Here is a 20,530-nt window from a genome sequence, read left to right as displayed (position 1 = left end):
CCGGTGAAATAATTCTGACCTCCTGAAAGGGATGAACCATGGGTGAGGCTCTTACCGACGGTGATCAGTTTCCTGTAGGTTCCTTAGTGTGTCCAGAGCCGACAGAGCGCCCTGATCTGTGGCCTTGGAGCGCTGTACGTGATTCCGAGGGCGTACTTTCCATTGGTGGAGTGCGTGTGAGCGATATTGCGGAAAACTTTACGACCCCCGTTTATGTGGTTGATCGTGCTGATGTTCGTGAGCGTGCACGTATGTGGGCGCATGTCATGGCTGAGGAATTCTGGGAAGGCTACGGCATGAATGGAGGTGATGCTTTCTATGCGGGGAAAGCATTTCTGTGTGCCGATGTTATCCGTGAAGTAACAGCAGTTGGAATGGGCGTGGACACTGCTTCCTTAGGGGAACTCACATGTGCTTTGCGTGCAGGCATTCCTCCACAAAACATTGGATTACATGGAAATAATAAAACGGATGAGGAAATTCGTGCAGCTTTATCTGCGGGGAATTTATCCGGTATTGAGCGTATTTTCATTGATTCTTTGCATGAAGTGGAACAGGTGGAACGTATTGCCAGTGAACTTCACGTAAAAGCGCGAGTCATGGTTCGTGTGAAAACAGGTGTTCATGCAGGTGGGAATGAGTACATTTCAACCGGTCATGAAGATCAAAAATTTGGTGTTGGAATTGCTGACGGGCAATTAGATGCGGTGATTGAAGCAATCCAAGCGAGTTCTCATATTGAGCTGCGCGGCTTGCATAGCCATATTGGGAGCCAAATTTATGGTGCAGAGGCTTTTGTGGAAGCTGCACGTATCATGTGTGCATTAACTGCACAGGTCAGTAAGCGTGTGGGCTATCCACTGCCTGAATTGGATTGTGGTGGGGGAGTTGCTATCGCTTATTCGGGACATGATGCATGTGCGCCGTCTGTTGCTGAGGTTGTGCGTGCTTTAGCGATGGCGATACGTGATGAATGTGCGCGGCATGATATTCCTGTTCCGCGTGTATCCGTTGAGCCGGGGCGTTCTGTTATTGGGCCGACAACAGTGTCGGTGTACCGTGTCGGTGCGACAAAAGATGCGACCATTGATGATTCTGGTGCGGTGCGCCGTTATGTAGCGGTTGATGGTGGAATGTCTGACAATATTCGTCCGGCTTTATATGGTGCGCGCTATACGGCAACATTGGGTCAACGCGTATCGGATGCCCCGCTTGTGCGTTCCCGTGTGGTGGGGAAGCATTGCGAATCCGGTGATGTCATAGTATGGGATGTTGATTTACCTGCGGATGTGCGTGCTGGCGATCTGTTAGTTGTTCCTGTAACTGGCGCATATGGTTACTCGATGGCTTCAAATTACAATATGATGACTAAACCGGGGGTTCTTGGTGTAGAGTCCGGTCACGCACAGTGGATGATATTTCCGCAGACTTTAGATCATATGCTGTCCTTAGATGCATCTATGTAAGTTTTTTTAAGGAATTAGATAAGGTCTTTCATGGTGAAAGAATAATCGCCGCATTCCCGTGCGATTTTTGTGTGAGGGAGGCTGTTTCACACGTAGTTCCTTAGTGAATATGGCCGCGGATACTGAAAGAAAGTGTGTGACTTTCACCTGGCTGCAATTCGATGACATCTATCCCTGAGTTAAAGGCATTTGGAGGGCAGGTCATTGGTTCAACTGCAATGCTGCGGCGTCCGAGTTTCTCAGCAGAATACACTTGGACCCATGGTGTTGCCGCTTCAATTTCAACCCATTCATCCTTTTCCGGTAAAGCCAATCGCACGGCCCATTTTTCGTTGGGAAGTCCTGTGAAAGCATGGTCGATAGATTGAGTGCTCACCAGACGTGGAGTGCGATAATCAAGGTCTAATTGCTTGGCTGCGCACAGGCCAACAGGTATGAGGTTGTCATCAGTTTGCGCTACGTGGGTTGCTGGGATTGACAGTACGTACTCATCTGCTGGTGTCAGTCCAATTGTGAGGTAGGGGTGCGATGATACGCCATAAGGAGCAGTTTCCTTACCCGTATTTTTCGTTGTGATGGAAACAGATAATCCAGTATCTGCGTGCAGGGCATAGGTAACCCAGCATTGCAGTGTCCACGGGTATTCATATCGAGGGGCAATGAACGCTCCAAGGGTTGTTGAATCGTGGTCGGAATGAATGATGTGCCAGTCAGTCCACGCCATGAGGCCATGTAAAGCGCATCCTGTGGTCGGTTCATTGATGGGCACATCGTAGCGCGTGTTTTTCCAAGTATATGAGCCCCCTGCAATACGGTTAGGCCACGGAACCAGTGTTTTTCCGAGATAGCCGAGAGGAACTTCATCAACGGAATGTGGGTGGACCAGATCTTTTCCGTTGAGTGTGAGTCCAGCAATGCCTGCGCCGACACTGACAATACGGGCAGTGTATTCACCTGAAGTGAGTGTCACTTCTGTTCCTGAAGCAGCGGGAGTCATTTTTCCTCCAATGGATACGTCCTTTCCTTCTAGTGTCTCATGTCACCCTTGCGTTTGAGTGCAGCTAAGTGATGTGTGCTGAGAAGCTACCGTACTTATTTCTTGAGAAAAGTCTTATTTTTTGTTTTTGCCTCTCTTGACCTTCACCCTAGTATGTGATTCTCCTCATTTTTTCTTTGTGTGGTGAGGATCTGCATATCACATCATCAGCATATGGCCGCTATTGTCGGAATATGACCATTCTTCCCATCACGATTGTTGGTGAACCAGTTCTGCATACGAGCGCACAAGAAGTGTCCTCTATCGATCAACAGATACATACTCTTATTGACGATATGCAACAGACGATGCACGCTGCGCCAGGAGTGGGTTTAGCTGCTCCTCAGGTAGGAGTAGGGCTGCGAATATTTACGTGGCATTATTCTGGGTCACACCCTTATGATCGTTTTTTACGTCGCCATGCTGGTATTGATATTCCAGATCAGGGCCGTTCCGGAGTAGTTATCAATCCTTCACTTGAATTATCTGATTTTCGTGAGGAGGCGCTTGACCGTGAAATTGAACGAGAAGGTTGCCTATCGGTACCCGGTTATTCTTATCCTCTGAGACGCGCAGATCATGCTATTTTGACAGGATGTGACGAGCAAGGAAATCCTCTGCGTATTGAAGCCTATGGGTGGCTTGCACGCATTTTTCAACATGAATTCGATCATCTCAACGGTACTTTGTACTGTGACCGTGTGAACGCGCCCTACGATGAGGTGGTAAGTCGTGCCATTACTCGTGAAGGCTGGGGAAAACCCGGTTTGACGTGGGTTCCACCCAGCCACTGAGGAAATATTTCACTGCGCAATACTTGGATACGCGGCCGGGATGATGTGACAGATCCTGTTTAGTAGACAGTAAAACCCCGGTTACGGAAGATACGACGAACCTGATCGGTGCGTTCAGCTGAAGGGGGACGCACATCTGTGAGTGCGTACTCTAAACCTAAAGAGGCCCACTTATCCATACCCATTTGATGGAAAGGAAGCACTTCAACGCGGCTGACAGATGACCAGCGTGAAATAATGTCGGCAACTGCTTCAATATTTTCAGGTGCGTCTGTGAGGTCAGGAACAAGGACGAAACGCGCCCAGATTTCAATTCCTAAAGAGGAGAGACGATCACCGAAATCAATGGTGGGTTGCAATTGTCGACCGGTGACTTGTGTATATGTTTCTGGAATGCCGGATTTAACGTCTAAAAGAACTAAATCAACATCCTGAAGCATTTCATCGGATGCGGCAGCACCTAAGAAACCGGATGTATCAATTGCTGTGTGTATCCCCATTTCTTTTGCGCCGCGGAGAATACGCGCTGCAAAAGCTGGCTGCATGAGGACTTCGCCACCAGAAAGCGTAATGCCGCCTCCTGTTGTGCGAAAAATACGACGATAACGACGGATACGCCCTAAGATTTCGTCGGCTTCGACAGGATGACCGTCACGCATGCGCAAAGTGTCAGGATTGTGACAGTACAGGCATTGGAGGGGGCAACCATTGAGGAATATGGTCAAACGTGTACCGGGGCCGTCAACTGCAGTGACGAGCTCCCATGAATGAACTGACCCGAGGGTTCCGGCCCGCATACGTTCAAGTCGTTCGGTGCGTTCAATATCGGTCAGTTCAGTAAGGCCTTGTGTTCCAGCACCGGAAAGACGCGCTGTCGGTGCTTGGAAATTCTGGTCGCCCATAACAGCTGAAGCATCAATAAAAGTGGCGGTCATATTTACGGAACTTCCCTCAAAAATACGGACGGGATGAGTGTGGCGCCGACCCACTCATAGGACGGCGCCACGAGGATATCATTCAGAAATCAGGCTGAGTGATGGAAGGTACGGGACAGAACATCCAGTTGCTGTTCGCGGGTGAGCTTAACGAAGTTCACTGCGTAGCCTGAGACGCGAACAGTGAGGTTCGGGTACTTTTCGGGGTGCTCAATAGCATCCTCAAGTGTGGCGCGATCCAGCACATTGATGTTGGCGTGGTATAAGCCAGCACGGTGTCCGCGTTCTTCACGAGCAGCACGCATTGCAGCAAGGCGTTCTTCGTAGGTCTTGGTAGCCATGATTTTTCTCTTTTCTTCAGTGGGTGTATAGGGAATGAATATCAGTTTTGGACGGTGCATTCGCAGCTGTCGTCTGGGACGAAACCTGCATCGAGAATTCCCACGAGGTTGGTTACTTGTTCGTCTTTTGTGCGACCAAGACCGGAGGGAGTAATCGTGTTGGTGAGCGAAATTCCGTCAAGAGCATCGTTGTAATCAAGTTTACCGACGGACAGCATAGAAGCGACCATGCCGTGCGTGTCAATGCCATTTTCAGGGTTTGCACCGGGCGCGAAAGGTGTTCCTGCGCGGTGTCCTGAAGGGAAGTTACCTGTTGCTTTTCCGTAGACAACATTGGATGTAATCGTCAGAACGGACTGCGTGGGAATGGCATCGCGGTACATGGGGATAGCTTTGATCTTATCCATAACGGTATGGACAACTGTCGCGGCAATATCGTCAGCGCGGTCATCGTCATTACCGTAGGTTGGGAAGTCGCCTTCTGTCACGTAGTCAACAATCAAACCGGTTTCATCACGAACCGGTGTGACCTTCGCGTATTTGATAGCAGAAAGTGAATCAGCAACGATTGATAGACCTGCGATACCGCAACCCATGGTGCGAATGATCTCAGAATCGTGCAGGGCCATTTCAATGGATTCATATGCGTACCGGTCATGGCAGTAGTGGATAATGTTGAGAGCTTCAACATAGGTGCCAACTACCCAGTCAAGCATTTCTTCGTACTTGGCCCAGACCTCATCAAAATCAAGTGGCCCATCGCCTTCAACAGGTGCGTATCCTGTGACGATTTGCTTACCTGACATTTCATCACGGCCACCATTGATGGCGTATAGCAGTGTCTTTGCTGCGTTTACGCGAGCGCCAAAGAACTGCATTTGCTTGCCGACGCGCATCGGAGAAACACAGCAGGCAATGGCTGCGTCATCGCCCCAGTGTTGGCGAATCTGTTCATCTGCCTCGTATTGGATGGAGGAGGTTTCAATGGAAATTGCTGCGCAGAATTCCTTGTACCCATTTGGTAGATTTTCGTCCCAGAAAATCGTGATATTCGGTTCGGGTGCAGGGCCGAGGTTGCGCAGTGTTTGCAGCAGTCGGAATGAAGTCTTGGTGACTAGAGTACGTCCGTCCTCACCAAAACCAGCATCTGACCATGTTGCCCAGTAGGGGTCACCAGAGAAGATCTGATCGTAGTCAATGGTGCGCAAGAAGCGTGTGATACGGAGCTTAATGACAAGAGCATCAATGATTTCTTGAATATCAGATTCAGTTACTGCTCCGCTGGCTAAGTCGCGTTCAAAGTAGATGTCAAAGAATGCTGAGAGGCGGCCGATAGACATGGCTGCACCATCTTGTGATTTCACAGATGCGAGGTAGCCAAAGTACGTCCACTGCACAGCTTCTTGGGAGTTACGAGCTGGTCCAGAAATGTCGAAGCCGTAATCAGCGGCCATTTTCTTGAGTTTCTTCAGGGCTTTAATTTGCTCTGAGTGTTCTTCACGGTAACGTGCCCAGTGTTCTGAGAATGGTTGATGAGCAACAGCATCTTTATCTTGTTGCTTCCATTCAATGAGCTGGTCAACACCGTAGAGAGCAACACGGCGGTAGTCACCGATGATACGGCCTCGGCCATAAGCATCAGGTAAGCCGGTGATGATATGTGAGGAACGTGCCGCACGGATGCGGGGGGTGTAAATGTCGAATACCGCGTCGTTGTGTGTTTTGCGGTACTGGGTGAAGATTTTCTTGACTTCAGGATCGACTTCTTTGCCTGCTTCTTTAATGGCGGTTTCCACCATGCGCCAGCCACCGTTTGGCATCATTGCGCGCTTGAGAGGGGAGTCTGTTTGTAAACCAACGATGACATCATCATCTTCGCTGATATACCCGGGAGCAAAAGCGTCAATGTCTGCAGGTGTGTGGGTGTCAACGTCGAGGATACGTACTTTACGTTCAGCGCTGAGGTACTTGTCTTCAAGAGTTTGCCATACGCGCTGTGTCTTTTCGGTTGGGCCGGATAAGAAACTGGCGTCGCCTTCGTAGGGTGTGTAGTTGCGCTGAATGAAGTCGCGGACATCCACTGATTCTGTCCATGGACCGTATTCAAAGCCTTCCCACGCAGCGGCTGTGTCTGCTGGAGCGGTCTGCTCTGTCATGATTCCTCTTCTCAGATGTTCCCACGTTCTATAGGTGTAAACGTCGGTACGTGTGGCCGGTCGGCACTTGTAACGTCCTGTAAGACGTCTATTCCAGTGTGGCGCTCTTTCAAGGTAAAAGAGGGAGAAAAAGGGAAAAAAATCTATGCGATCGGTCACCGTCGTTGGAAGTGTTAAAACAAATAATTAACCGCAGGGACATTAGTCCTAATATGTGTGTGAGTTGTTAATCTTTACAGGAAAATATGCGCATCGCTACTTGAGAGAACAAAAGCAAAACACTCACGCACACTTACATGGAAAGAGTCTAATATCATGGCGTAGATCGCTTGATATGACCGTAAATAGTGACCTGGAGGAAAACGATGTCTGAGACTTCACCTGTGCTGGATGTAGCTGTCCTTGGCGCCGGAACAGTGGGATCGCAGGTTATCCGCATACTGGGGGAGCAAGCTGAAGAACTTGCAGCACGTTCGGGTGCTCGTATGCGCGTAGCATCAGTCCTCGTTCGTCGCCTCGATGCTCCTCGTGATGTCACTATTGATCCAGCTCTTTTAACAACAGATCCAGCCCAAGCAATTGATGGACGTGACATTGTTGTTGAACTTATTGGCGGCATTGAACCTGCGCGCACATATGTTCGTCGCGCACTGGATCAAGGTATTTCAGTGGTGACAGGCAATAAAGCGCTTCTTGCCGCTCACGGTCCTGAACTGTATGAGGCTGCTGCTGCCAATGGTGCCGATTTGTATTACGAGGCCGCTGTTGCCGGGGCAGTTCCTGTGGTCTATGGTCTGCGAGAATCGCTTGCAGGGGACCGTATCACTCAAGTGATGGGCATTGTTAATGGCACAACGAATTTCATTTTGGATGCGATGAATTCTACGGGTGCTTCATATGAGCAGGCATTAGAACAGGCACAAAAACTTGGTTTCGCTGAAGCGGATCCAACTGCCGATGTGGAAGGCTTTGACGCTGCAGCGAAATGTGCAATTCTTGCTTCCTTGGCTTTCCATACTCGCGTCGGTATCGAAGATGTTGCTGTGGAGGGTATCACCTCAATTACTGCCGATGATATGGCACAAGCACGTGAAACAGGCCAGGTTATTAAGCTCCTTGCGATAGCTGAGCGCCATGTGACAGCAGAAGGAACAGAAGGAATTATTGCTCGCGTTCATCCTGCTCTTATTGGTGCTGATAATCCGTTGTCAACGGTGTCAGGGGCCTTTAATGCTGTGGCGATTGATGGGGAAGCAGCAGGACGTTTGATGTTTTACGGGCAAGGTGCCGGTGGTGCTCCTACCGCCTCAGCAGTTTTGTCTGATCTTGTAGCGGCTGCTCATCATCGTGCTTATGGTGGTCATGCGCCGCGTGAGTCTGTGTATGCGCAATTACCGATTCTTGAACCTGGTCTGGCTCATACCCGTTATCACATGCGTATTGAAGTGGAAGATCGTGTGGGGGTTCTTGCTGAAGTTGCCGGCGTATGCGCACGTTATGGCGTATCAATTCAGTCGGTGAATCAACGCTATGATTCTGCTGATGCATGTACGACAATTACTCTGGTTACTCACAGTGGAAAAGAATCAGATTTACGAGCTGTGGTCAATGATCTGAAATGCTGCGACGCGGTACGTCAAGTAATTTCAACATTACGTGTTGAAGGAGAATAGTCCACATGCAATTACGCAATGATTTCGTTGCAGTTCAAGTTCCTGCAACAACTGCGAATATGGGGCCAGGTTTTGACAGTATGGGAATGGCCTTAGATGTGTGGGATGACGTTTCTGTTCATGCAACATCAGGTCCTACAGAAGTTGTCATTGAAGGAGAAGGTGCCGGCACTGTAGAAACCGGTGAAGACAACCTCATCGTGCGTGCTTTGCGTTTTGCTCTTGATCGTATGGGAGCGCCACAGGTGGGTATCCGCATGCGGTGTATGAATAGGATTGCGCACAGCAGAGGTTTAGGTTCTTCTGCTGCTGCGATTGTTGCGGGTTGCGGTCTTGCTCGTGCTTTAGTTGGTGATCCAGAGGCACTTACCGAAGCGGATATGCTTGATATTGCAACAGAATTAGAAGGTCATCCTGATAATGTGGCGCCTGCGCTTTACGGGGGTGCCACGATAGCTTGGATGGAAAATGGGCGTCCGGGTATGGTTTCTGTTGGTGTGCCACAGCGCCTACAACCGGTGGTCTTTATCCCAGACTTTGAGCTTTCTACATCACGTGCTCGCGCTGCTTTACCCGCCACAGTGCCGCATGGGGATGCGAGCTACAACGTGTCTCGCGCTGCGCTTTTAACTGCTCTTTTAGGCACAAATCTTGTGGCCTCAGCAAGTGGGGGGCGTATGTCACCAGATTTCCACGAATTGTTGATGATTGCTACAGATGATCGACTTCATCAAGAACAACGGCGCTCAAATATGGAACCCTCTTTGGCGCTTGTGGATTGGTTACGTGCAGCTGGTATAGCGGCTGTGATTTCTGGGGCTGGGCCGACAGTGATTTCTTTGGAATCAGTGCCAGCAAAAATTTGCTCAGATGCGCGAGCAGCAGGGTGGCATGTGGTGAATGTAGGTATTCCTCATCGTGGTTTAACGGTGACACGTGGGCAACTGAAAAGCACGTCGCATGAACGTTAATTGATGCGTGTGCCTCAGTAATAAAAAGAGGGTATTGCAAACGGCGGGCTGACAATTTGGGATATTCATCCCCAGTGTGTGCGTATGAAATAAAAAGGTAGGGCTTTGAAGAAAAGCGCTCCTTTACTTCGCTTTGCCTGTGTGGTGCGAGGTATGTTTTTCGTAAAAACGCACGTATTTTGTCATTGTGATGTATTTGTGACGTATCTGTATTTTTGAATATTTTCCTATAAGCAGCACTCAATAAACGTGTGCTGCGTGATTTCCTCCGCGTAGGCCGTGAATAAATCAAAGCGCATAAACTGTGAAAAATTCAGATAAAACACGCAAACACTACTCGACAAAGGCGAGTAGTGATGAATGCGATAAGGAAGTTTTCGTGTCCTGCCTTACTCATTAAAAGAAAGATGCGCTGATTTTTGGTCAGAAGAAGGGCTTGACTAAATCGGTCGGGGGGGGGGTAGCGTCATTGATGAGCGCTTTGCGCTTCCCTTTACCACTGTGCGTATGTACATAGATCGAAGCTAGGAAATGACATGAAACAACTGAAACGCTCATCAGCAGCTTTAGCTGCTGGCGCTGCTCTTGCGCTGGGAGTTTTTACTTTGCCCGCTTTCGCTGATGGCGAGCCACCTGCACCGGGACCAGAAGCTGCGGAAGAAGTACAGCCTCCAGCACCTGAGGATTTTGATTCAGGTTCTTCTATGAATGACCAGGATGGTTATGGCAGGGCATCTGATGCTGAAGCAACACACTCATCCGCTGAGGAAGAATTCAGTTCAGGTCCTTCTGTAAATGACCAAGATGGCTACGGGGCTGACTCTGATGCTGCTTACCGCGCTGAGCATGACATTGAAGCAAACTGGGATTCAGGTCCGTCTATGAACGATCAGGACGGTTATGGCCTTAACTCTGATGCTGCTTACCGTGAATCTTTGATGAGTACAGAAGATGAAGCAACTGAAAGCGACGAAGCGCAGTCTGAACCCATGCAAGCTCCCGAACAAGAAGGAAAGGGCGGTAAGCTCGCGGAAACCGGTGTGGCTGCAGGAGTTCTCGGCGGTGCAGCGGCTATTTTAGCTCTCGGCGGAGCTATGGTAGTTGCACGTCGTTCATACATTCGATGAGTGAGGAAGAATCCTGAGGGATTTTTATTTCATCACACTCGCATGCGGTGGTTTTGTTTATGCGAAGCCACCGCATGAGTATCAGTTGAATATGGTTGAAGAAAAAGATCTAAAGTAAAGATTTATGCGAGTAAACCTCGTGTGTAATTTTAGAATATTTAGGTATGTTAAGGTATAAAGTCAGATTTTTGAAAAATATCTTTCGTTAGAGTATGCCTTATGTAAAGATATTGCACATTATTAGTCACATTCGATGAATGTGTGCTGTAGTGCATAAAAACCTTCTTTTTGTCGATGTGGACAACAAGGGGGTTATTGTTGCTAATATGTGGACATACAGGTCGAACGTGACCTTGCCGATTGTCGGTAATTCAAGGTGACCTGATTTCATTACATTCTTGGCTTACTATTCTCACAGTGCGTGAGTGTAGAAGCTCCCACATTCCCCTGAACGGGGCATATCCAGATGAGGATTAATCCTTGAGCAATGACACAAGCGCCGCAGTGACTGGAAAAGACCTGCAGGCCCTCAAACTGTCAGAATTAAAAGCACTCGCATCCCGTATGGGACTTAAAGGTGTTTCCACTCTGCGTAAAGGTGAGCTCGTTGCTGCACTTGCGGCAGCACAAGAAACACGTGCCCCCTCTGAAAAGCCTGTTGCACGTCGGCCGCGTCGCGCGGTTTCGATGCCTGAGGCCGAACCGGTTCTTGACCTTCCTCAAATAGAGGAAAAAACTGAATCAGAACAATCGGTCCGTAAAGGCCGTCGCCGTCGCGTAGTTTCCACAGAATCCGCCGAGCCAGCACATATTACTTTGGATCTTCCGGCTCGCGTATCCCATGAAGATGACGGCGGCGAGCAGCTTCCTGAGCTGGAAGAAAAAACCCAGCGCAGCCTTGACTCTATTGAACTTCCTGAAGGGGACGATACGGAAAACCGTGGTCGTCGTCGCGGCCGGGATCGTCGTCGCGGCCGAGAGCGTACTGATCGGACCGAGCGCCGCGATAACCGCGATCGAACTGATCGGCGTGAGCGTCCCCGTGACAACATGGAATTCCAATTACGTGAAGACGACGTTTTAGCGCCTATTGCCGGTATTCTTGACATACAAGAAAACCATGCTTTTGTTCGTACATCCGGGTACTTACCTGGCCCAAATGATGTATATGTCACATTGGGTAATGTGCGCCGTTGGGGTCTGCGTGCAGGCGACGCAGTTGTCGGTGCAGTACGTCAGCCACGCGAAGGTGAACGTCAACGTCAAAAATACAATGCTCTGGTGCGAGTTGATGCTGTCAACGGCATGACCACAGAAGAAGCTGCAGCTCGACGTGAATTCGGTAAGCTCACTCCTTTATATCCCAATGAGCAACTGCGAATGGAAACCTCCGCTAAGGCTTTCACACCGCGTGTTATTGATTTAGTTGCTCCAATTGGTAAGGGACAGCGCGGTCTTATCGTTTCCCCGCCTAAAGCAGGTAAGACCATGGTGATTCAACAAATCGCCAAAGCAATCGAAGTGAATAACCCTGAAGTACACCTCATGGTTGTTTTGGTTGATGAACGCCCAGAAGAAGTGACCGATATGCGCTCAATCGTTAAAGGTGAGGTGATTGCCTCCACCTTCGATCGACCCGCAGCAGATCACACAATTGTTGCTGAACTTGCAATTGAACGCGCGAAACGACTGGTCGAACTCGGACAAGACGTTGTGGTTCTTTTGGACTCACTGACCAGACTCTCACGCGCCTACAACCTGGCAGCCCCAGCCTCGGGCCGTATTCTTTCCGGTGGCGTGGACGCCTCAGCACTGTACCCGCCAAAGAAATTCTTCGGCGCAGCTCGTAACCTCAAAGAAGGCGGCTCATTAACGATTATCGCCTCTGCTTTGGTGGAAACCGGCTCCAAGATGGATGAAGTCATCTTCGAGGAATTTAAGGGCACTGGTAATATGGAACTCCGACTTTCACGTCAACTGGCTGATCGTCGTATCTTCCCTGCAATTGATGTGAATGCTTCAGGTACACGACGCGAAGAAGTTCTTTTCCGACCCGAAGAACTCCGCATTATGTGGAAACTTCGTCGCGTTTTGGGCACACTTGACCAGCAGAGTGCTTTGGAAATCATCCTTGAAAAGCTCAAAGAAACTCAGTCAAATGCAGAGTTTTTGATGCTTGTGCAAAAAACAACACCGACAGTTGACTAAAGCCTAGGCTGAAGTAAGAAAATACGTGCGAAAGCTTGTGAGGTATCCCGAAAAAAATCGAGAACCTCACAAGCTCACCACTTTTAGACTGTATGTCGGTGTTACGTTTCACTGCGCATGATGCCTTTCTCTGTGGACCTGACGGCTCAAGAGTGGCACAATATCAACTGGTTCCGGTTCACCTCTTGGTAAAGTCCTTGGGGACCCGGCATCCTCGAATTCCTTAAGGAGAACACCATGAAACAGGGCATTCACCCTGAATACGTTGAGACAACCGTTACCTGCACATGCGGTAACTCTTTCCTTACCCGTTCCACCATCACCTCAGGTGAAATGCGCGTGGACGTGTGCTCAGCTTGCCATCCTTTCTATACCGGTAAGCAGAAGATCCTCGATACAGGCGGTCGTGTGGCACGCTTCGAGGCTCGCTACGGCAAGCGTGTGCGCCCCAGTAAGTGACTTTATCAGCGGTGCCGGTAACCACTACGGTTACCGGCACCGCTGCGCATAAGCCTATGCATCATGATTCTTTATCTGTGAGTTCTCTAGCCAGAACAAGACAGCATAACCTTTCGCAAGGGAATAATGAGTCGTGATAAAACACTGCGATCCCTATAACCTGATGAGACTGCGAAAATATCTGTAGACCATACGGACCGCATGAAATAAAGAAAAACTACCTGCAGCTTACTTGCAAGCGGCATAATTGTATGACGGCACTTTTCCTTCCCAACTTGTTTTTGCCTGAGGAGACATCATTCCTATGCCAGCAACACCTACACCAGAAAGTACTTTTACAGCACTGGAACCGCTGCTGGAAGAATACGCTCAAGTCGAAGCGCAAATGTCAGATCCTGCAGTACTTTCAGATTCTGGAATGTTACGTAAAGTCGGACGACGTTTTGCTGAACTCTCACGTGTCAAAAGCACCTATGACCGCTATTGCGCGGCCCTCGCCGACCTCAATGCCGCCGAAGAACTTGTCGCAGAAGACGAATCTTTCGCAGAAGAACTACCAGAACTACGTGAAGCCGCGGATAAAGCAAAAGCAGCGATTATTGACGTCCTTGCCCCCCGTGATCCAGATGACGCACTTGATGTAATTCTTGAAGTAAAAGCTGGTGAAGGCGGTGAAGAATCAGCACTATTTGCTTCAGATTTAGCACGTATGTACGCGCGATATGCCGCAACGCAGGGATGGACCGTTACTGAACTTTCCGCTACTCACACTGAGCTGGGTGGATATAAAGACATCACACTTGCTATCCGAGCGAAAGGAACGCCAACCCCAGAAGAAGGCGTATGGGCACACCTGAAATATGAAGGCGGTGTGCATCGAGTTCAACGTATCCCAGTCACTGAATCACAAGGTCGGATTCATACGAGTGCAGTAGGCGTTTTTGTGATGCCGGAAGTAGAAGACGACGAGGAAATCCAGATTGATCCTCATGATCTACGTATTGATGTTTTCCGCTCCTCAGGACCCGGTGGGCAAAGCGTGAATACAACTGACTCTGCAGTACGTATCACCCATATTCCCAGTGGCATTGTGGTATCCATGCAGAACGAGAAATCGCAGTTACAAAATAAAGAGGCAGCCTTGCGCGTTTTAGCCTCTCGTTTAGCTGCTGAAGCACGAGCAAAACGTGAAGCAGAAAACAGCGCCCAACGCCTCAGCCAAGTACGTACAGTTGATCGTTCTGAACGTATCCGTACGTACAATTTCCCTGAAAATCGTATAGCTGACCACCGCACAGGTTTCAAAGCGCATAATCTTGACCACGTACTTGAAGGTGCTTTAGGGCCAGTCATTGCTTCAGCTATCGAAGCAGATGAAGCTGCGCGACTTCAACAGGACCACGTCCAGTGAATGACAGGTCATTTTCGACCGGACATAGTGTGCCTATGCGAGAACTTATGCAATGGGCACGACAACAGCTCACATCTATTGAGGGGGCACAACCAGCGCGCGAAGCCTCAATCCTCATGGAATGGGCTTTAGGGACCGATAATTTGTGGACAGCACCGCAAATCCTTTCCCCCCATACGGCAGAACGTTTTCGTTCCGGTGTGCATCAGCGTCGTGCGCGTATCCCACTGCAACACATTATCGGTCGTATGTGGTTTAGAAATCTCGAACTGTACGCTCGGCCAGGAGTTTTCATTTGCCGTCCTGAAACCGAGGTTGTTGCCGGTGCTGCTATTGATGAAGCTCACCGTTACTCATCCGCAGAGCATGAAATACGTGTTGTGGACTTATGTACGGGTTCAGGTGCAATTGCTTTGGCCTTGGCAACGGAAGTAGAACACGCTCATGTCTATGCTGTTGAGCTCATGCCCACGCCCTATGACACTGCTGCACGTAATATTCATAAATATTGCCTAGAGCACCGTATCCACTTACACCAAGGTGATGCAACAGACCCTCAAGTATTACGCGAGATAGACGGAACAGTAGATGTACTGATCTCCAATCCACCATACATTCCTGAACGGGAACCCGTGACACAAAAAGAAGCACTCTACGATCCATCAACAGCGCTATACGGCGGAGGAGAAGACGGTATGGTTCTGCCGCGAGGAATTATTCACCGCGCATGGAACCTACTGAAATCTGGTGGAGCTCTTTTCGTCGAACATGCCACCAGCCAAGCACAGGAAATGCGTGAGAGCGCGAGAAGCTGTGGTTTTATTGATGTGCATACGGGTGTCGATCTCACAGGTCGTGACCGCTATCTTTGTGCGCGTAAGCCATGACTGTAAACTATGGAAAAGAAAACCTGCATGAGCAGCACAGGGCCTGGCTGGCTAGATACACGCATCCAGACAATGGATACCATGCCAAAGCTGGCACCCACACGTGCATCGACACAGATAAAACGTGAAAAACACACGATAGCCTCACGAGAGGACCAATCGCAATGAGAATCATTGATTCTTCTGCACAGTGGGATGAAGATGTGCGCGACAGCATCGCTGCTGAAATTACTCAGGGCGAACTTATTGTGATCCCTACAGATACCGTATATGGCATCGGATGCCGGGCCGATGACCCTCATGCGGTGACTCGTCTACTGGCCGCAAAAGGACGTGGCCATCATATGCCACCTCCCGTTCTCATAGCGGATCCAAGTGATATACAACGGATAGGCACAAATGTCACTGATGTTGCTATAACCCTTGCACAGAATTTTTGGCCGGGTGCTTTAACTTTGATCGTGCAGGCACAGCCGGAACTTGGATGGAATCTGGGACAAACCCGCGGAACCGTCGCTTTGCGTATGCCTGATTTGCCACTGATGTGTGATTTACTGCGTGTGACAGGTCCTCTTGCTGTTACTTCAGCAAATCTCACAGGACAAGAGCCTGCAACTACCATTACCCGTGCCTGTGAGTATTTTGGCGAAAAAGTAGCAACGTATATTGACGGTGGACCATCTGGCTTAGCAATTCCCTCAACAATCCTTGACGTGACCGAAGAAACACTTCGTCCAATTCGTGAAGGAGCCATATCCTTAGAACAGATTATGGAAGTCCTACAAGGCTGATCCAGTGAATAGCAACGATACGAAAAGGGACGGAGGATACAAAGCGGCATGAAGGTTTATATCCTTTTAGCGCTCATCGCAGCCGCTTTAACACTGATCCTCACTGCTTTGGTGCGGTGGTGCTGTCTGCGGTGGGGGATTCTTCCGCCTCTACGTAACCGCGACGTACAATCTGTCCCTATTCCACGCCTTGGCGGGGTCGCAATGACTTTGGCGTTGCTGCTCACGATGCTCCTGGCCAGCAAAATTCCCTATATGACTCCCCTTTTTGCAACGACAGTCCCGTGGGCCCTGATGGGTGGAGCCGCGGCGATGTGTATTTTAGGTGTCGTTGATGATCTGATAGAGCTGGATTGGGTTGCAAAACTTTCCGCGCAGGTCCTTATTGCTGGTCTTATGGGACTTGGAGGCGTACAGCTTGTTTCGTTTCCGATTTTTGGCCTGACAATCGGTTCGTCACGTCTATCTTTAGTTCTGACAATTGTTGTTATCGTCGGCATTATCAACGCTGTGAACTTTATTGATGGTCTTGATGGTCTTGCAGCTGGAATCGTTGCTATTGGTGCTGGCTCTTTCTTCATATACTCCTATATTTTGACCAGGATTATGGGAGCACCTTCCTATGCGACCACTGCTTCGATGACCGTAGTGATTTTAATGGGCGTATGCGTTGGCTTTTTGTGGTACAACTTCCATCCCTCATCCATCATGATGGGAGGCGGGGCTGAGACTTTAGGTTTGCTTCTCGGCGGTGCAGGTATTGTTGTGACAGGACAAATTGACCCTGCGCTTTTGGGGGATGGGCAAGTATTTGTTGGCTTGTTACCAATTATTTTGCCAATTTCTGTCATCCTTATACCAATCGGTGATCTGGTAGTAACATCCATCCGGCGAATGCTCAAGGGGCGTAGTCCCTTCCATGCAGATCGTTCACATTTTCATGATCGATTATTAGCGAGGGGACGCGGGCACCGTGAGGTAGTAGCCATTTTATGGTTATGGACTGCGATTATTGCACTCCCAGCAGCCGCTTTACTGGTTTTTTCTGTATATAAGGTTGCTGCGGTTGCCCTACCGGTTCTTGCAATCACAGTGTTTTTAACATTCTACGAATTTCCGTTTTTGCGGGGGAGACGGCGAAAAAACCTCCAGGAGGTACCTGCTCATGACAAGTCATGATGGCAATTTTTTATCTGATGACCACCGGAAAATAACAGCAACTTTGTTGCCGGTCATTGCAAAGGTATCCCGCGTATTGTGGCTTTGTGCTGTATGCGTGATCTGCACTGAGGTTATGGCTGCTTTTCTTGGAAAAGTACATTGGAGTTCACTTGTCTTATCACTGGGAGCTACGTTCTTTTTGGTGGGAATTCAGGTATTTACACTCCGTTTTATCGCACGTGATCCACAGAGGATAGTGCTCGGAATCGGTGCCGGATATATTCTGAAAATTACAGTACTTCTTACCTGCGTGCTTTGTGGGCGTGCCTTGGATCTACATACGTTTTTTATTGGCTTATCAATCATTGTGACAGTGATTATTGTCATGGTCGCAGAATTTTTTGTTTTTATATCACTGAACAAGTCGGCAGCGGGTAACTAAAGGCATTTCTTTTTCTGTTTACCTCACAGTTCTGGAGTCACTTTTCCTCTTTCTTCCTGCTATTATTAACGGGTTGGTTTGGCCAGCTGCGACCGTTTATCGATGCTGAATAACGAATCTGTGGAGGGCATCCTGTCTACTTCGACTGTTACAGAGGCAACGCCTCGTCGCGTGTATAAGACACCTGTCTGGTACTGGGTGCTTGTCGGTATTTTGGTATGCATCATGCTGGTGACAGCAATACCGGCTTTTACCATGGCTCCGCACCAGCCAAGTGTGGAGGATTTTTTCCCGACACCCATCTTTGGGGGAGGGACTGCTTTTTCCTTTAACCGCTTGGCGCTTGCACGAATCATCATGGCGACTCTCCTGTGTGTGGTTGTTGTGATTGTGGTGCGTTCGCGTTCACTTATACCAAGCAGAGGTCAAGCCCTTCTTGAACTTGCCGCTGAATTTATCCGCGGTGACATAGCTATAAATATGCTTGGCCCGGTGCGTGGGAAACGTTTTGCTCCGCTGCTCACCACCATTTTCTTTGCCATACTGTTGATGAATCTTTCGGGTGTGATCCCCGGAATCAACATTGCAGTGACTTCTGTGATCGCTGTACCTATGGTTTTTGCCGCGTGCGTCTATATCACATCTATAGTTGCAGGTATCCGTGCTCAAGGCCTTGGCCATTATCTACGTTCGCAACTAATGCCCCCAGGTGTTCCGAAGATCATGTACGTGATCATCTCACCGATTGAGTTCTTATCGAATTTTGTTATTCGTCCTTTCACGCTCACACTTCGTATCTTGTGCAATATGATCGCGGGGCACTTGATTCTTGCGCTCACATACTTTGGAACGGCTTTGCTGCTTTCTCAGGTGAATGCACTGAGCTCTTTAGGTTTGCTCACAGGAGCTGCCATGTTCATCATGACCTTTTTTGAGGTCTTTGTGGCTTTCCTGCAGGCCTACATTTTCACGATCCTATCCACTGTCTACATTAAGCTGTCCGTCGAAGCACACTGACGGTTCTCTCACCCACAGACACCTTGCCGGTGTCCCGAATGAAAAGGAAACCTACATGGGTATATCGCTTGCCTACATTGGCTACGGCATTGCAACTATCGGTCCTGCTATCGGCATTGGTTTGCTGGTGGGAAAGACTCAGGAAGCAACTGCGCGTCAGCCTGAGGTTGCTGGCCGTTTGTTCACGAATATGATTATTGGCGCTGGTATGGTTGAAGCTCTTGGCCTTATCGGATTCGTCATGCCGATGATTATTAAGTGATGAATACACTGCTCGTTGCTGCAAGCAGCCATGCGGCAGGGGAAAACTCGGTTCTGTTACCGCCGTTATTTGAAGTTTTTCTGTCTGCCTTTGTGCTGCTCATCCTTGTTTTAGTTGTTGGTAAGTACGGCTTACCTAAGATCTATGCAATGCTTGATGAACGTGCACGCCTCATCGAAGAAGGGCTTCACGCAGCGGATAAAGCAAAAGCAGATGCTGCTGCCGCTGAACGTGACCGTGAGGACTTACTTCGTCAAGCAGCGGTAGAAGCACATGCAGTACGTGAAAAAGCTACCGATGATGCACGTAACATTATTGCGGCCGCACGTGCTGAGGCCAGTGCTGAAGCAGCTCGCATACTTGATACTGCTCAACGTCAGATTTTGGCTGAGAAACAAGCCGCTCAAATTACCTTGCGTACAGATGTTGGCTTGCTTGCTACTGAGCTTGCCGAACGCATAGTAGGGGAGCATTTGGCGGATACAGCTCTTACCGCTCGTGTGGTGGATCGTTTCTTAGATGATCTGGAGTCGCGTACAACGGTCACGGAGAATATCTGATGAGTGATCTCACGGAGTTGCTGCCTATCACAGTTCGCACGACACTGGATGATGTCCTTTCGGCTTCGGAAGTGGATGTGATGCGCCTTGCGGAGGATCTTTTCGGTGTAGCTGACATACTCCGCGCTGATTCTCGACTGAGACGTGCCCTGTCAGATCCAGCGCGCACAGTTAGTGACAAAGAGGATTTGGTATCACACGCATTTGCAAGATCAGTGGAATCTTCCACATGCTGTGTTCTCAACTCCATGTCAGCCGTGCATTGGTCACAGCCAGATGTGTTACCAGATATCACTGAAATGTGCGGTATCTACGTGACACTGATGGCTGCCAAACGTGCTGATGCTCTTGAAACCGTTGAAAATGAGCTACTACGTGTTCAAGAGATTCTTTCAGATAATCGTCAGTTGCGGATGAGCTTGTCAGATATGGGCACAGGAACGGCACATGAGCGTGCTGAACTTGCACACGCAATCTTTCATGCGCATCTGTCGCCTTATACAATGCGTCTGATTCGTCGTGCGGTAGGACGTACTGTACATGGGCGTCTCTTATCGAAACTACGCATGTATGCTGAAACGGCAGCGCTCGTTGATACGCGCGTACTTGTCACTGTGGATGTTGCTGCTCCGTTGAGCCCAGAACAGGCTGCACGGTTACGTAAAGTTATGTCAGAGCGTCTAAAATCTGACGTTACTCTTGCTGTAACGGTTGACCCTCAGGTGATGGGTGGGTTCCGTTTACGTGCAGGAAATGAATCAGTCGATGCGACAATCTCTGCACGTTTAACTGAACTACGACGCGCTCTTGCTGGCTCGTCATCTTTTTAGAAT

The 20,530-nt window shown here is 49.2% G+C and carries 20 protein-coding genes; 16 read left to right on the top strand and 4 right to left on the bottom strand.

Annotated features, from left to right (window positions below):
* Positions 1–38: 38 nt before the first annotated feature.
* The gene (lysA, locus tag LRP54_RS00455) at positions 39–1,466 is read left to right on the top strand and encodes a diaminopimelate decarboxylase (protein ID WP_231205330.1); all 1,428 of its coding nucleotides are present in this window, start codon (positions 39–41) and stop codon (positions 1,464–1,466) included.
* A 100-nt stretch (positions 1,467–1,566) separates the two neighbouring features.
* Here the strand turns inward: lysA and LRP54_RS00450 are convergent, their stop codons facing one another.
* Positions 1,567–2,463, bottom strand: a complete 897-nt coding sequence (locus tag LRP54_RS00450; RefSeq protein WP_231205329.1) for an aldose-1-epimerase — start codon at positions 2,461–2,463, stop codon at positions 1,567–1,569.
* Positions 2,464–2,696: 233 nt separating this feature from the next.
* On the opposite strand from LRP54_RS00450, the gene def reads away from it, so the two are divergent.
* Positions 2,697–3,296, top strand: coding sequence for a peptide deformylase (def, locus tag LRP54_RS00445; RefSeq protein ID WP_231205328.1), 600 nt, complete (start codon positions 2,697–2,699; stop codon positions 3,294–3,296).
* Positions 3,297–3,355: 59 nt separating this feature from the next.
* Here def and pflA read toward each other — a convergent pair whose 3' ends face one another.
* The 3 genes from pflA to pflB all read right to left on the bottom strand — a co-directional run bounded on the left by pflA (position 3,356) and on the right by pflB (position 6,728).
* Positions 3,356–4,231 carry a pyruvate formate-lyase-activating protein gene (gene pflA / locus LRP54_RS00440; RefSeq protein WP_231205327.1) on the bottom strand — a complete coding sequence of 292 codons (876 nt, stop codon included), beginning with the start codon at positions 4,229–4,231 and terminating at the stop codon, positions 3,356–3,358.
* A gap of 89 nt (positions 4,232–4,320) precedes the next feature.
* Positions 4,321–4,572, bottom strand: coding sequence for an autonomous glycyl radical cofactor GrcA2 (gene grcA2 / locus LRP54_RS08370; RefSeq protein WP_269212659.1), 252 nt, complete (start codon positions 4,570–4,572; stop codon positions 4,321–4,323).
* A 41-nt stretch (positions 4,573–4,613) separates the two neighbouring features.
* A complete protein-coding gene (gene pflB / locus LRP54_RS00435; RefSeq protein ID WP_269212658.1) occupies positions 4,614–6,728 on the bottom strand; it encodes a formate C-acetyltransferase in 2,115 nt (704 codons plus the stop codon).
* Positions 6,729–7,093: 365 nt separating this feature from the next.
* On the opposite strand from pflB, the gene LRP54_RS00430 reads away from it, so the two are divergent.
* The 14 genes from LRP54_RS00430 (at position 7,094) to atpH (ending at position 20,527) form a co-directional block, all read left to right on the top strand.
* Complete coding sequence (locus LRP54_RS00430; RefSeq protein ID WP_231234589.1) at positions 7,094–8,401, top strand: homoserine dehydrogenase; 1,308 nt, start codon at positions 7,094–7,096, stop codon at positions 8,399–8,401.
* A gap of 5 nt (positions 8,402–8,406) precedes the next feature.
* Positions 8,407–9,372, top strand: coding sequence for a homoserine kinase (gene thrB / locus LRP54_RS00425; protein ID WP_231234588.1), 966 nt, complete (start codon positions 8,407–8,409; stop codon positions 9,370–9,372).
* A gap of 536 nt (positions 9,373–9,908) precedes the next feature.
* On the top strand, positions 9,909–10,499 hold the full coding sequence (locus tag LRP54_RS00420; protein ID WP_231234587.1) for a hypothetical protein: 591 nt from the start codon (positions 9,909–9,911) through the stop codon (positions 10,497–10,499).
* Positions 10,500–10,979: 480 nt separating this feature from the next.
* On the top strand, positions 10,980–12,707 hold the full coding sequence (gene rho / locus LRP54_RS00415; RefSeq protein WP_231234586.1) for a transcription termination factor Rho: 1,728 nt from the start codon (positions 10,980–10,982) through the stop codon (positions 12,705–12,707).
* Positions 12,708–12,944: 237 nt separating this feature from the next.
* Positions 12,945–13,166 (top strand): 50S ribosomal protein L31, encoded by a 222-nt coding sequence (gene rpmE / locus LRP54_RS00410; RefSeq protein ID WP_231205322.1) that lies wholly within the window; start codon positions 12,945–12,947, stop codon positions 13,164–13,166.
* A gap of 304 nt (positions 13,167–13,470) precedes the next feature.
* Entirely contained in the window at positions 13,471–14,577 is a 1,107-nt protein-coding gene (gene prfA / locus LRP54_RS00405; RefSeq protein WP_231205321.1) for a peptide chain release factor 1, read from the top strand.
* 35 nt (positions 14,578–14,612) lie between these two features.
* Positions 14,613–15,464, top strand: a complete 852-nt coding sequence (gene prmC, locus LRP54_RS00400) for a peptide chain release factor N(5)-glutamine methyltransferase (protein ID WP_231234585.1) — start codon at positions 14,613–14,615, stop codon at positions 15,462–15,464.
* 164 nt (positions 15,465–15,628) lie between these two features.
* The gene (locus tag LRP54_RS00395; protein ID WP_231234584.1) at positions 15,629–16,255 is read left to right on the top strand and encodes an L-threonylcarbamoyladenylate synthase; all 627 of its coding nucleotides are present in this window, start codon (positions 15,629–15,631) and stop codon (positions 16,253–16,255) included.
* Positions 16,256–16,303: 48 nt separating this feature from the next.
* Entirely contained in the window at positions 16,304–17,434 is a 1,131-nt protein-coding gene (locus LRP54_RS00390; protein WP_231234583.1) for an MraY family glycosyltransferase, read from the top strand.
* Positions 17,421–17,858 carry a hypothetical protein gene (locus tag LRP54_RS00385; protein WP_231205317.1) on the top strand — a complete coding sequence of 146 codons (438 nt, stop codon included), beginning with the start codon at positions 17,421–17,423 and terminating at the stop codon, positions 17,856–17,858. The genes LRP54_RS00390 and LRP54_RS00385 overlap by 14 nt, the downstream gene beginning before the upstream one ends.
* 102 nt (positions 17,859–17,960) lie before the next feature.
* On the top strand, positions 17,961–18,875 hold the full coding sequence (gene atpB / locus LRP54_RS00380) for a F0F1 ATP synthase subunit A (protein WP_231205316.1): 915 nt from the start codon (positions 17,961–17,963) through the stop codon (positions 18,873–18,875).
* Between the two features lie 55 nt (positions 18,876–18,930).
* A complete protein-coding gene (gene atpE / locus LRP54_RS00375) occupies positions 18,931–19,137 on the top strand; it encodes an ATP synthase F0 subunit C (RefSeq protein WP_231205315.1) in 207 nt (68 codons plus the stop codon).
* Complete coding sequence (locus tag LRP54_RS00370; RefSeq protein WP_231205545.1) at positions 19,137–19,697, top strand: F0F1 ATP synthase subunit B; 561 nt, start codon at positions 19,137–19,139, stop codon at positions 19,695–19,697. Before atpE ends, LRP54_RS00370 begins: the two co-directional genes overlap by 1 nt.
* A complete protein-coding gene (gene atpH, locus LRP54_RS00365; protein ID WP_231205314.1) occupies positions 19,697–20,527 on the top strand; it encodes an ATP synthase F1 subunit delta in 831 nt (276 codons plus the stop codon). Before LRP54_RS00370 ends, atpH begins: the two co-directional genes overlap by 1 nt.
* Positions 20,528–20,530: the final 3 nt, after the last annotated feature.

The sequence above is a fragment of the Schaalia sp. lx-100 genome (assembly GCF_021083625.1).
Lineage (GTDB): Bacteria > Actinomycetota > Actinomycetes > Actinomycetales > Actinomycetaceae > Pauljensenia.
Note: the sequence above shows the minus strand (reverse complement) of the source record. Positions and strands in the feature narration are given on the sequence as shown.